Below are 12,295 nucleotides of genomic sequence, written 5' to 3'. Positions count from 1 at the left end.
GTACTTAAAGGGACAGAAGGGGTTCGTCCGGGCGGCCCCGCCCCGCTCGGTGTCGGGGAAAGGTGAAGGAGTCGCCCCTCCACACGCACACGTTGTGCAGGTTTCCGGCAGTGCGCGGCGGGCGAGGGGCCGGCCGAACTCTCAGGCCTCGGGGGCCATGTCGTACGTGATCCACATGGTGCGCGTGGCCACCTGGTCGTACTTGGAACGGGCGCGGTGGTTGTCGTCGGCGGTGATCCAGCGGACGACGCTCCAGCCGCGCTCGGCCCCGATGTCGCGCAGAGCACCGAGCAGCAGGTCCACCACGCCGGAGCCGCGGCTCGCCGGGTCCACGAAGAGGTCGTCGAGCCAGCCGCCGACGGTGGCGGACAGCGGGCGCGCGAAGGGCCGGAAGTGCGCGAGCCCGACGAGCCGCCCGTCGGCGCCTTCGGCCACGAGACCCTCCACCTCGTGGCCGGGGTCGTGGATCCAGGACCAGACGAGGCGCGCGGCCTCCTCGGTCTGCTCGACCCGGTAGAAGTCGGCGTACCCCCGGTAGAGGGCACGCCACTGGTCGAAGTCGCCCTCCCGGACCGGACGGACCACGACGGCGGCGGTGTCGGACATGGCTTCACACTCCTCACGCACCGCTCCCTGCGGTGCGGACCCAGTGGATCACGCCGCGATACCGCCTCTGTACTGCGGTTCTCTCCCCGAGCGAGGAAGGGAACACGCGAGATTTCGCGTACGAGGGCCTGCCGGTCCGGACGCTGTGTGAAACTCGCGGCATGGATGGCGGCATGGATGGCGGCATGGACATGGGGCGAGAGTCGCGGTGGGAGAAGGACGCGATGACGGTGGAGATCATGTTCGCCCTGGTGACGGCAGCCGTCCTGGCCGCGCTCGTGTTCGGACTGCTCCTGGTGCCGGCACTGATCGTCGGTGTCTCCGGACCCGCCGGGAGAGCCCTGCTCGTGGTGGGGGCCGTGCTGGCCTCCCTCGCCGCGGTGTGGCGTGTGGTGCGGGTGCTGGTCCGGTTCGATGCGCGGCGGCGCCAGGGGCGTTGATCCGGCGACCACGGGGCGTCGCCGAAAACGCGAGGAAGTTCACGGCCCCCCAGTGCATCCCTTGAGCCCTCTCGGGCGTCTTCTATGCGCCGGGTCCGTGTCCGGTGCCGTCGCAGGACTCGGCAGAACCTGAGCCGGCTTCCCGCGCGACGCGTGTCGGGCGCATGCGGACCTGGAAGACATCGATTCCTACCAAGGGCAGAAGACTTTGCTGACTCCGACACTCGGCCTGCGCAGCGCCGTGACCGTCTCGCTCACGGCCTCGGCCGTACTGGCCGGCGGCCTCTTCGCCGGCCAGGCGCACGCCGCGACGCCCGCCCCGTCGATCACCGCCCCGGGCGGCTTCGTCATGAACAACGGGACGGGTACGACGCTGTACGGGAAGGCCGCGGACACCCGCCGGTCGACCGGCTCCACCACGAAGATCATGACCGCGAAGGTGGTGCTGTCCCAGCCGAACCTCAACCTCGACGCCAAGGTCACGATCCAGAAGGCCTACAGCGACTACATCGTTGCCAAGAACGCCTCCTCGGCCCGGCTCATCGTCGGGGACAAGGTGACGGTCCGACAGCTCCTCTACGGCCTCATGCTGCCGTCGGGGTGCGATGCCGCCTACGCGCTGGCCGACAAGTTCGGCAGCGGCACCACGCGGGACGCCCGCGTCAAGTCGTTCATCGGGAAGATGAACGACGAGGCGAGGAGGCTCGGCCTGAGGAACACCCACTTCGACTCGTTCGACGGCATAGGCAGCGGGCAGAACTACTCGACTCCGCGCGATCTGACGAAGATCGCGAGCAGTGCGATGAAGAACTCCACCTTCCGCACCGTCGTCAAGACGAAGTCCACGAGCCAGAAGGTGACCACGAAGAGCGGCGGTTACCGCTACATGTTGTGGACCAACACGAACAAGCTGCTGAGCACGTACAGCGGTGCGATCGGCGTGAAGACCGGTTCGGGTCCGCAGGCCAAGTACTGCCTCGTCTTCGCGGCCACCCGCGGCACCAAGACGGTCATCGGCACGGTGCTCGGCGCGCCGTCCGAGGCGAACAGGGCGGCCGACGTCAAGAAGCTGCTGGACTACGGCTTCACCAGGTAACAGGCAGAGACCGGCGCACGACGGCGCCGGTCGGCCCCCGGCTGCCTCCCGTCCGACGGGAGGCAGCGCGGCCTCTCCGGGGCGCCGGGCACCGCTGTCCGCACCGCTGTCCCGATCCGGTGGCCGTTCACGGCACCCCCCATGTCCAGCTCGACGCCATCGGGAAGTCTCTCGGATGCCGAGCGCAGACGCTCGAGCACGCCGGTCCTGACCCGGCCGTAGGCCCCGGCCTGGTCTCGCTCCCGGGGGTCCAGACTGGAAGGAGGCCGGCGTGTGGCAGCAGTGGCACGAACTCCTGCTCGCCGAACGCCGAGCCGGCGGCGCCTCAAAAAGCAGTGCTGATCCGAGCCTTCAGCCCGAACCGGCGACCAGTGCCTCGCCGAGCGGGGTGCGCCGGTAGAGCACCGACCGTCCGGACCGGGCGCGGACGAGCAGCCCCGCGCCTCGCAGGATGGCGAGGTGGTCTCCTACCGCGCCGGGTGCCATGGCGAGGCTTCGGGCGAGGTGGCTGGTACTGGCAGGGGCGTCCAGCGCCAACAGCAGCCGGGCTCGGGCCCGGCCGACCAGGGCGGTCAGCGCGTCCGGTTGGGGGACGGTCCCCTGTTCGCCCCACAGGGCGGCGGTGCCGCGGGCACGGTAGACCAAGGTCTTGGGCCAGGGGTCTTCGTGGTGGGCGGCGATATGCCCGACGACGACCGAAGGGATCAGCAGGAGCCCGTCGCCGGCGAGGCGGACCGTTCCGCCTCGCAAGAAGCCGATCTCGATACCACCGGCGCGCCAGGCGATGCCCGGGTGCAGGCTCTCGATGGCCGCGGCCCATCCGTGTTCGCCGATCACACCCACCCGGTGCACGACATCGCGCTCACAGACCGCGCGCAGTTGCGGCCAGTCCGCGGCGAGCAGCTCGTGCCACGCCCGGTCCATCGCCTCGGCGATCCTGGAGACGGCGTCCGGCGAGTCCAGCACTGCGCGTACGCGGGGATCACGGGCGGACGGGCCGGTCGCGGTGGCGGCGAACTCGTGGCGGGCCGCTTCCAGCGGTGTGGCCCGGATCATGGCCAGGTCGTCCGCCCAGGTCTGGTTGAGGCCGCGCGGGGGCGGGGCGACGAAGTTCGGTCCGCCTTGCGGGGTCTGCAGCGCGAGGACGGCGTCCAGCTCGGTCTCGCGGCGAAGCCGTTCGAAGGCCGGCAGGAGCCGGGCGGCCCAGGCGCGCGGCAGCGGCCGGCCCTGGCCGGCGAGCGAGCGCAGCAGCAAGCAGAGGTCCAGCGCGGGCGACAGCGCGAAGCGGCTGCGCAGCAGGTCCTCGACGGAGACTTCGAAGCGGAGCACCTCGCGATGCTACCGGGGGACGTCTGTTTGGATTCGTCCACCGACGAATCAGTGGTGAGTGGCTGGGGTGCACGTCGAGGCTGGGCGCCATGACGCTTCAGGGTGTCGGGCCGGCCTGCTTCGGCTCGGTGGCCGCGGGCATCGGAACGGGCGGCGCGATCGCCCTGGCGGGCGGCGCGGCGGCGCTTACCGCCGGCTGGGTTCTCACCTGGCACCCGCCCACATCCCCGGTCCCTGTCCCGAACCACTCGACGGAATCTTGAAACCACGAACAGCCCATGGAAGGTTCATGCCACATGATCGATGAATTCGCGAAGGACAACCTGCACGGGAGACTGCGGCGGGACCGCGAGGCACTGCTCTGGAAACTCGACGGCTTGTCCGAGTACGACGCCCGCCGGCCTCTGACGGCGACCGGGACCAACCTCCTCGGCCTGGTCAAACACGTGGCCACCGTCGAGGCCAGGTACTTCGGCGAGGTCTTCGACCGCCCTTCCCCGGAACCGCTGCCCCGGTGGCAGGACCACGACGGCAGCGACCAGTGGGCCGCCGAGGACGAGACCCGCGACCAGATCATCGGGTTCTACCGGCGCACGTGGGAACACTCGGACGCGACGATCAACGCGCTTTCCCTCGACGCCCCCGGCCACGTGCCGTGGTGGCCGGAGCCCCACTCCCACACGAACCTGTTCGCCGTCATGGTCCACGTCCTCGGCGAGACCAACCGGCATGCCGGGCACGCCGACATCCTGCGCGAGGGCCTGGACGGCCGGACCGGGATGCGCCCCGAACACGAGAAGCAGATCGACGAGGAAGCCCGTGCGGCCTACCGCGCGAAGATCGAGCAGGCCGCCAGGTCGGCCGCGCCGATCAAGGCTCAGAGGATGTCTCACGTGGCGTGACGTGATGCTCGTGCGGCATGATGCCGGCCGCGGGCGCCTCGGTCGGTACCGCTGGAAGATCGAACGGTCGATCGCCTGGCTCTTCGGCTACCGCCGCCTCAAAAGGGCTTGCGCTTCCTCGCCTTCCTCGACCTGGCCATCGCCCTGACCTGGGAATCCACCGTCCTCGCCGCCATCCTCATCCGGGCCTGGCGGTAGGCCCAGGCGTCAGCAATCGACCACCCAGCGCGCGTCCGCAGGCCAGGATCCTGTGCCGACGATGTGCTCGACGATCCTGAGCGCCTCACCGATGGGCACAGTGTCTTCGTCCGGGTACTCGTCGTCCTGCCCATTGGAGAGGACGAACCCGTCGCTCGATCCCTCGACTTCCGGGGTCACGGCATGCTTGCCGGGATCGCTCTCGTCTTCGAGCAGCATCACCATCGCCCGCTCGGCATTCGTCACGAAGGCCAGCGATCGTCCGGTCCTTGCCCCGCCACCAGTGGTCGGTCAAGCCCTGCACTTCAGGTACGGGCTCGTACCTTTCGAGGTCCAGGGAGTCGACGGCCCCACCGGTGATCCTCGTGATGGTTGTGGCCCAGCCTCTCGCGTGGTTGGCGAGCGCCAACGATTCCACCCAGCCATCGGTGCTTGCATGCGGTGGCGCCCAACGGTAACCGTGGATCCCGAACTCGCCACCGGGGCCGATCATGAATCCGTAGGCCATGGAATACCGACAGTCCCCGGCCGGGATCCACCAGCCCTCAGTGGCCGAGCCCTCGGGAACGTCCGCACCCAGGAAGCGCGGGCCGCTCTCGTAGAACGGCGCCGGCGACAGCGCGAGACCGCCCCAACGGTCCTGGAAGGCCGCTCCGCGGCTGGTACACCGTGCTCGATCCAGGTGTCGCGGTAATGCTCGATGTCCTGCTGAGGAACACGGATGCCCTTGCCGGAGCGGCGGCGACCACCTGCGGTTGAGCCGGCAAAAGCCTTCTGGGCGCGCAGCATCCACAGAGAAGCCCCCACCCAGAATGTTGTGCTCCTGCATTCAGATGTAGTACTTCTTATACATGAGCGAGCAGGTACACAACAGGCTGGCCGTTGTCAGAGCAGAGCGGAAAGTGTCGCGACAGGCACTGGCCGAGGCAGTGGGCGTCCACTACCAGACCATCGGCTACATCGAACGCGGCCAGTACAACCCCAGCCTCGACCTGGCCCTGAAGATGGCCCGGTTCTTCGGGCTGCCGGTGGAGGCGCTGTTCTCCCTGGAGCCGTTCCAGCCGCTCACCGACGAGGTCTACGGGAGGAAGCAGTGATGACCGCGACGCGCTACGACCGACGGATGTACGCCGTGATGAACGACCGCCGGGCAGCCGCGGCCTACGCCACCGCGACCCGGCGCCGCCTTCTGGTGGGGGCTCACTTCGCCCTCACCCTCACCGGAGTGGGCGCCTGGATCGCCACGGTCTTCGGGCCCGGATACGGCCCTGCCGTCGTCGTCGCCGTGGTGATGCTGCCCTGGGTCCTGCTCACCGGCATGCTCAACGGCTCCACCCGAGGCCTGCTCGAGCTGCGCGGCCGGATGCTCGACGAGCGCCAGCTGGTCGAACGCGACCGGGTACGCGCCCTGGCACACCGCATCACCCTGTGGCTGCTCGTGGCCGCAGCGGCCGGCGCCGGTGCGTACGGCTTCCTGACGGACGCGCCCCTCCGGGCGGCCGTCGCCCCGGTCCTCGTCGGTGTGCTCGCCGTGCACTGGATCCTGCCGCTGTGGGTGGCGGGGCTGCGGGTCCAGGACGACCTGGTCGACGACATCGGCGACGAATCCTGAATCCTGCGGCAGCCCGCAGCCCGCAGCCCGCAGCCCGCAGCCCGCAGCCCGCAGAGCCGGCCGCGGGTCGGCCCGAGTCAGGCCCCTTGCGAGGCGGCCTGCTTCGCGGCGGCGACGAAGGTACGGATCAGGTCATGGTCCTTGACGCCCGGCGCGGACTCGACGCCGCTGGAGACGTCGACCCCCCAGGGACGCGCCCGGTCGATCGCCTCGCCGACGTTGTCCGGCGTGAGCCCGCCGGCGAGCAGCCACGGGCCCTCGGGCCGGGCCGTCTCGAGCAGTGACAGGTCCCACGGCTCGCCCGAACCCGCGCGGGGCGAGTCGAGGAGAAGGACCTCCTCGCCGTAGGCGCCGACACGCGTGTCGGGCCGTTCGTTCAAGGACGTGGCCCGCCACAACCGCGGAAAGACCCCGGCCGCGGCCGCGAAGTCCTCCTCGCGATACGCCTTGCCGTGCAACTGCAGGGCGCCGAAACCGAGTTCACCGGCGATACGGGCGGCGTCGGCGGCAGGCGTGTCGTTGACCACCAGAACGGACAGGACACCCGGCGGCACGTGGGCGGCGAGCCGCACGGCCCGATCGTGGTCGAGCCCGCGCACGCTGGTCCCGCTGATCACCAGACCGACGGCGTCCGCTCCGGCCGCAACCGCCACGTCGATGTCGGCGGTCGTCCCGAGCCCGCACACCTTCACGAACACGTGTCTCTCCTCTGTATGCCTCTGGCGCGGTACCCCGAGCCTACCCACCCCAGACCCCCCGCCGGCGCGGACCACCCCAGGGGAGGGAGAGGGGGTGCGGCGTCGAGTCACTCGCGAACCCGAGCGTTCACCGGGGGCTGCACGTCATCGCCCTCCGCGCCCAGACCCGCGAGCAGGCGGAGACCGTCCTCCGCGGGGCTGCCCGGGGCCGCGGACAGTACCAGCAGCTCCATGCCCGGTTCGTCGGGCAGCGCGAAGTTCTCCTGGTGGAGTTCAAGGAGGCCGACCAGCGGATGCCGATACGCCTTGCGTCCATGCGTGCGGGCGCGCACGTCCGCGCGGGCCCAGAGGCGGCGGAAGCGTTCGCTGCCCATCGCGAGCTCGCCGACGAGCGAGGCCAGACGGGGGTCCTCGGGGTATTTGCCGGCGGCCAGGCGCAGGTGCCCGACCACGTCGAGGGTGCATGTGTCCCAGTCCGCGTAGAGGCCGCGCTCGGCCTCCTCGAGGAAGATGTGCCGGGCGGTGTTCAGGCCCGGTATCGGCCGCCCGTAGAGGAGGTGGGCGAGGCGGTTCCCGGCGAGCACGTCCAGACGATGGTTCATGATCAGCGCGGGTGCGTCGGCGACCAGGTCGAGGACGCGCAGCGCCTCCGGCCGGAGGCGCCCGCCCGGCGCCTTCGCGGGGCGGCGGCGCTGCCGGGCGAGCCGGTACAGGTGCCCGAGTTCGGTCTCGTCGAGGCCGAGGACGCGGGCGAGGGCGTCGAGGACCTGCTCGGAGGGCTGGGTCGCGCGCCCCTGCTCCAGGCGTACGTAGTAGTCGACGCTGACCCCGGACAGGTGCGCGACCTCTTCGCGGCGGAGCCCCGCGACCCGGCGGCGGCTGTCGGTGGGAATGCCGACGGCCGCCGGGTCGATGCGGGAACGCCGGGTCCGAAGGAAGCCCGCAAGATCGTCCATGTCCCCAGTATGGCCTCGGTGGCTCCTCGTGAGGGTGGCCCTGCCGATACCAGGAAGCCCGGTCCGACGGAAACGGCGTCCCTGAACAGCGGACCCCCGGGCAGCCAGGATCGAAGGCATCCGATCCGAAGGCATCCGATCCGAAGGAGTCACCGATGAAGACGCTGATCGTCCACGCCCACCCGGAGCCGAAGTCGCTCAACAGCTCGCTGAAGGACCTCGCGGTGTCCACACTGGAGGCCGCCGGGCACGACGTACGGGTGAGCGATCTGTACGCGATGAACTGGAAGGCGGTCGTGGACGCCGCGGACTACGGCCCCGCCGCGTCGAGTCCGCTGAAGGTCGCCCTGGACTCGGGCCGGGCCTTCGACGCCGGGACGCTCACCCCCGACGTCCGCGCCGAGCAGGAGAAGCTGCTGTGGGCCGACACGATCATCTTCCAGTTCCCGCTGTGGTGGTACACGATGCCCGCGATCCTCAAGGGCTGGGTGGACCGGGTGTTCACCTACCACTTCGCGTACGGCGTCGGCGAGCACAGCGACACCAAGTACGGCGAACGCTTCGGCGAAGGCACCCTCGCCGGCCGGAAGGCCCTGCTGTCGGTGACCACCGGCGGCCCGCAGTCCCACTACACCGCCCGCGGGATCAACGGCCCGATCGACGACCTGCTGTTCCCGATCCACCACGGCATCCTCTACTACCCCGGCATCGAGGTCCTGCCGCCGTTCGTCCTCCACGGCACCGACCGGATGACCGACGCCGACTACGCGGACGTCGCCAAGGCCTGGGAAGAGCGCCTGCTCACCCTGGAGTCGACCGAACCGATCGCGTTCCGACGCCAGAACTTCGGCGACTACGAGATCCCCTCGCTGCAGCTGAAGGAGGGACTGGAGCCCGCGGGCCGCACGGGATTCGGGCTGCACGTACGCGGCTGAGCGCCGACGAGAGAACGCGCCGGACACACCGGACGCGCCGGATGCGCCGCGAGCCGGAAGACGATCCGAGGGGCGGACGGAGGAGCGGGCGGGGGAGCGGGCAGAGGACCCGGGGAGCAAAATCCTTCCTCGTCGCCCGTCACATTCCCGTCCGTCGTTCCGTCAGTGCAGTGAAGACGCCGGCGAGCACGCCGGCGGCACCGACCGACTGGAAGACGGAGAGTCCTCGCCATGACGAACACCGCTGCTGTTTCCCTCTCCCGCATGCCGAACCCGGGCGAGTTCGTGCCCGAGCTGGCCGACGTCAGCGCCGCGTTGTTCCGCGCCACCGGCAACCGGTCCGTCCCCCGCACCACGATCAACCTGGTGCACCTGCGGGCGGGGCAGATCGTCCACAACACGTACCTGACCGTCCTGAACACCGGCTTCCTGCGCAAGGCGGGGGAGTCGGAGGAGCGGATCACCGCGGTCGCGTCCTGGCAGGACGCCCCGTACTTCACCCCCGCCGAGCGGGCCGCTCTCGCGCTGGTCGAGGCGACCCTCCAGCCCGCCCCGCACGGCCGCGAGCGTGTCACCGACGAGGTGTACGCCGAGGCTGCCCGGCACTACGACGCCAAGGCGCTGGCCACCCTGACCATCGCGATCGGTCAGATCAACTTCTTCATCGCCCTGGCCGTGATCGGCAAGCCCCAGCCGGTCGAGTCCCTCGCCGACCAGCAGTGGGACTGACCACCCCGACCGACCACCACGACCGATCACCAGGACCCGTGTGCCCCGACCCGTACGGGTGAAGGACGCGCGGTCAGAGCGGGCGGCGCCCGGTCAGGTCCCGCCAGGCGTCCCTGGCGTCGTCGAGCGCCGCTCGCGCCCGGGAGAGCTCGAGGCTGTCCTTGTGACGGGCGCGCGTCTTGTCCAGACGGTCTTGCGCCGCCTGTATCGGCTCCGTCGCCTTGCGGGCCTCGCGCAGCTCCGCTTCGAGCGTGCGGATGTCACCGGCGCGCCGTTCCTGCAGCCGGTTCTCCGTCACGGCCGCGTTCTGGATCCGTACGCTGAACCGGCGTACCGCGCCCTCGGGAAACTCCTCGCCCTCGTAGCACTCCATGTGCTCCCGTCCATCGGGCCGCGTGATGTACACATACGACACGTGCGTGGAACGGGCGAGTTCGAACCGGACGCGCACGCCGGCCAGCGGCACCGCGTCGTCGGATATGAGGACCGCGTGCTCGTGCAGGGTGATCGCACCCAACTGCTCGACCAGGGCACCGCGGTGCGGGTCGCGCAGTCGCTCCAGCTCGGACTCCGCCCGCTGGACCCGGCGCCGATGGGCCCGCTCGGCCCGCCTCACCGCGGTCCGTGCCTGCCACGTCTCGCGAAGGGCCGTGTTCCGCAGCTCCCGTACGGCGCCGCGGGCATCCTCCAGCGCCTTGCGCGCCTCCCGGTGTTCCTCGTGGAACGCGTACGCCCATCCGCCCGGGTACCGGACGAGCCGCCAGACCGTCCACCACACGCCCAGTGCCACCACGACGATGACCCACCAGATCGCGATCAACTGCCTTCCCCCTTCCGCTGCCGCACGGGACGGTGCGGTCAACGACACCCATAGCGGCGGCTGTTGAGGCAGGTCAACCCGCCGACCATCGCAGGGGCGCGCCCATCGGGCCTGCTGATCGTGCGGTGCGAGGAGTCCGTGGAGGAGCTGATCGAGGCCTGACGGGCCCGGGTGCCCGCCCGAAGCGGGCGGGCACCTTGCCCCCCTGGTCGGCGCGCTGAGCGCCGAGCCTCAACCCGTCGACGGGGTCTCGGCCCCGGCCGACTGGGACGGAGGGGCATGCGCCGAGCCCCCGGAAGACGGAGGCGCGTCCAGGGGCTCGGGCAGGCGTGGTACGGAGGCGGGCGCAGGCTCATGGCCCCCGCTTTGGCCGCAGCCTCCTGCGCGGATCACGTCGACGCAACGTCCGTCGCCCAGCCGAGCGATCGAGCCCGGCTGCGGGCCGGTCCGGGGCCGACCCCATCGTGGGGCCGGCCCCTCGCGGGGCCGACCGGGGTTCAGTAGCGGAGCAGCCCCGCGTCGATCCGCTCCCAGGCGGCCCGGAGCTCGGCGAGCCGGGTCTGCTCGAACGGGGCCCGGTCCGCCTGCTCGCGGGAGTCCTCCGACAGCTGGAAGAGCTGGTCGCGGCCGGACTTGCCCCGGTAGTACTTCCAGTCGCCGCGGCGCAGCGCCCGTTCGCCCCGTACCCGCCAGAAGAGGTCCCGCTCGGGCACCTCGGCGCCGCGCAGCAGGTGTCCGGCGAGGCTGGTGCCGTCGAGGGGGTACGCGGGGTGGGGGCGGGCGCCGGCCAGGTCGAGGAGGGTCGCCGTCCAGTCGGGCGTGAACACCGGCAGGTCGCTGACCTGGCCGCCGTCGATCCGGGCGGGCCAGCGCAGGATCGCGGGGACCCGGATGCCGCCCTCCTGGAGGGAGCCCTTGTTGCCGGCGAGCGGCCAGTTGTAGGAGAAGCGCTCGCCGCCGTTGTCGCTGGCGAAGAAGACGAGGGTGTCCTGTTCCCGGCCGGAGCGCTTCAGCGCGTCGAGGACCTGCCCGATCGAGCGGTCGAGGTCCTCGACCATCTCCTTGTACTTCTCGACCGAGCCGCCGTCCTGGTGCCAGAGTGCGGAGCGGTCGCCGGCCTTGATGCGGCGGACTATCTCGTCGCTGGTCTCCTTGTCGCCGTCGGCGATCCACGGCCAGTGCGGGGTGGTGAAGTTGAGGTTGAGCAGCCAGGGCTTGTCGTGGTCGCGGCCGACGTACTCGCTCGCCCGCTCGGTGAGGATCCGGGTGTAGTAGCGCAGGTCCTTGTACTCGGCGTCGCCCTCGTAGAGGTCGTACTCCCCGCCGAGGCCGAGCTTGGAGTAGTACTCCAGGGCCCCGCCGAAGTTGCCGAAGAACTCGTCCCAACCGGACTTGGTGGGGGAGTAGTCGGGGAGGTAGCCGCAGTGCCACTTGCCGATGAGGGCGGTGGCGTAGCCGGAGTCCCGCAGCAGCGAGGCGAGCGTGGGATGGGTGGGCTCCAGGCCGACGGACTTGTCGGCGATCGGCTCGGCGAGTCCGCCCTTCGTACGGCCCGGGTAGCGGCCGGTGTAGAGGCTGAAACGGGTGGGGGAGCAGGTCGCGGAGCCGGAGTAGGCGTCGGTGAAGCGGACGCCCTGGCGGGCGAGGCGGTCCAGGTGGGGGGTGCGGATGTGCGGGGAGCCGTAGGAGGAGAGGTCGGCCCAGCCGAGGTCGTCGCCCAGGATGAAGAGGATGTTGGGCCGCGGGGAGTGGCGGCGCGGGTGCGCGGCGCGGAAGGGACGCTCCTGCGGGTCGGCCGGGGAAGTCGCCTGCGCGGCGGGTGCGGTGGCGCCGAGGGCGGCCGCGGCGGCGGCACCGGCGGCGACCCCGCCGAGGGCGCGGCGGGACAGGGGCGTGGACATACGAGTCTCCAGAAGGGCGTGCGGACGTACGGGCATGCCTCCGGAACCCTGCGGGGGCGGGGACGGCGCCGCG

The 12,295-nt window shown here is 70.9% G+C and carries 14 protein-coding genes and 1 pseudogene; 8 read left to right on the top strand and 7 right to left on the bottom strand.

Annotated features, from left to right (window positions below; genetic code table 11):
- Positions 1 to 141: 141 nt before the first annotated feature.
- Positions 142 to 606: a GNAT family N-acetyltransferase gene (locus SVTN_RS01440; protein ID WP_041127444.1), complete on the bottom strand. Its 465-nt coding sequence runs from the start codon at positions 604 to 606 to the stop codon at positions 142 to 144.
- Positions 607 to 791: 185 nt separating this feature from the next.
- Between SVTN_RS01440 and SVTN_RS01435 the strand changes: the two genes are divergently transcribed.
- Positions 792 to 1,046, top strand: coding sequence for a DUF6332 family protein (locus SVTN_RS01435; protein ID WP_041133410.1), 255 nt, complete (start codon positions 792 to 794; stop codon positions 1,044 to 1,046).
- Positions 1,047 to 1,275: 229 nt separating this feature from the next.
- Positions 1,276 to 2,142, top strand: coding sequence for a D-alanyl-D-alanine carboxypeptidase family protein (locus SVTN_RS01430; protein ID WP_041133409.1), 867 nt, complete (start codon positions 1,276 to 1,278; stop codon positions 2,140 to 2,142).
- Positions 2,143 to 2,493: 351 nt separating this feature from the next.
- Here the strand turns inward: SVTN_RS01430 and SVTN_RS01425 are convergent, their stop codons facing one another.
- Complete coding sequence (locus SVTN_RS01425) at positions 2,494 to 3,471, bottom strand: winged helix-turn-helix domain-containing protein (protein ID WP_041127443.1); 978 nt, start codon at positions 3,469 to 3,471, stop codon at positions 2,494 to 2,496.
- Positions 3,472 to 3,573: 102 nt separating this feature from the next.
- On the opposite strand from SVTN_RS01425, the pseudogene SVTN_RS46515 reads away from it, so the two are divergent.
- Both SVTN_RS46515 and SVTN_RS01420 read left to right on the top strand, forming a co-directional pair.
- Positions 3,574 to 3,665: pseudogene (locus tag SVTN_RS46515) on the top strand (APH(3') family aminoglycoside O-phosphotransferase); the annotation flags it as partial.
- Positions 3,666 to 3,767: 102 nt separating this feature from the next.
- Positions 3,768 to 4,373: a DinB family protein gene (locus SVTN_RS01420; protein ID WP_041127442.1), complete on the top strand. Its 606-nt coding sequence runs from the start codon at positions 3,768 to 3,770 to the stop codon at positions 4,371 to 4,373.
- A 207-nt stretch (positions 4,374 to 4,580) separates the two neighbouring features.
- Here SVTN_RS01420 and SVTN_RS01415 read toward each other — a convergent pair whose 3' ends face one another.
- Entirely contained in the window at positions 4,581 to 4,817 is a 237-nt protein-coding gene (locus SVTN_RS01415) for a hypothetical protein (RefSeq protein WP_245727998.1), read from the bottom strand.
- 605 nt (positions 4,818 to 5,422) lie between these two features.
- Here SVTN_RS01415 and SVTN_RS01410 point away from each other — a divergent pair.
- Together SVTN_RS01410 and SVTN_RS01405 are read left to right on the top strand one after the other, a co-directional pair.
- A complete protein-coding gene (locus SVTN_RS01410) occupies positions 5,423 to 5,668 on the top strand; it encodes a helix-turn-helix transcriptional regulator (protein WP_041127441.1) in 246 nt (81 codons plus the stop codon).
- Positions 5,668 to 6,183: a hypothetical protein gene (locus SVTN_RS01405; protein ID WP_041127440.1), complete on the top strand. Its 516-nt coding sequence runs from the start codon at positions 5,668 to 5,670 to the stop codon at positions 6,181 to 6,183. Before SVTN_RS01410 ends, SVTN_RS01405 begins: the two co-directional genes overlap by 1 nt.
- 77 nt (positions 6,184 to 6,260) lie before the next feature.
- Here the strand turns inward: SVTN_RS01405 and SVTN_RS01400 are convergent, their stop codons facing one another.
- Entirely contained in the window at positions 6,261 to 6,881 is a 621-nt protein-coding gene (locus SVTN_RS01400; protein ID WP_041127439.1) for a phosphoribosylanthranilate isomerase, read from the bottom strand.
- 107 nt (positions 6,882 to 6,988) lie between these two features.
- On the bottom strand, positions 6,989 to 7,837 hold the full coding sequence (locus SVTN_RS01395) for a helix-turn-helix transcriptional regulator (RefSeq protein WP_041127438.1): 849 nt from the start codon (positions 7,835 to 7,837) through the stop codon (positions 6,989 to 6,991).
- 155 nt (positions 7,838 to 7,992) lie between these two features.
- Here SVTN_RS01395 and SVTN_RS01390 point away from each other — a divergent pair, with 155 nt between their 5' ends.
- Both SVTN_RS01390 and SVTN_RS01385 read left to right on the top strand, forming a co-directional pair.
- Complete coding sequence (locus SVTN_RS01390) at positions 7,993 to 8,772, top strand: NAD(P)H-dependent oxidoreductase (protein WP_041127437.1); 780 nt, start codon at positions 7,993 to 7,995, stop codon at positions 8,770 to 8,772.
- A 231-nt stretch (positions 8,773 to 9,003) separates the two neighbouring features.
- Positions 9,004 to 9,501 carry a carboxymuconolactone decarboxylase family protein gene (locus SVTN_RS01385; protein ID WP_041127436.1) on the top strand — a complete coding sequence of 166 codons (498 nt, stop codon included), beginning with the start codon at positions 9,004 to 9,006 and terminating at the stop codon, positions 9,499 to 9,501.
- 73 nt (positions 9,502 to 9,574) lie between these two features.
- Here SVTN_RS01385 and SVTN_RS01380 read toward each other — a convergent pair whose 3' ends face one another.
- Positions 9,575 to 10,321: a hypothetical protein gene (locus SVTN_RS01380; RefSeq protein ID WP_041127435.1), complete on the bottom strand. Its 747-nt coding sequence runs from the start codon at positions 10,319 to 10,321 to the stop codon at positions 9,575 to 9,577.
- 497 nt (positions 10,322 to 10,818) lie between these two features.
- Positions 10,819 to 12,258, bottom strand: coding sequence for a sulfatase family protein (locus tag SVTN_RS01375; RefSeq protein WP_041127434.1), 1,440 nt, complete (start codon positions 12,256 to 12,258; stop codon positions 10,819 to 10,821).
- Positions 12,259 to 12,295: the final 37 nt, after the last annotated feature.

The organism is Streptomyces vietnamensis (assembly GCF_000830005.1).
Classification (GTDB): Bacteria; Actinomycetota; Actinomycetes; order Streptomycetales; family Streptomycetaceae; genus Streptomyces; species Streptomyces vietnamensis.
Note: the sequence above shows the minus strand (reverse complement) of the source record. Positions and strands in the feature narration are given on the sequence as shown.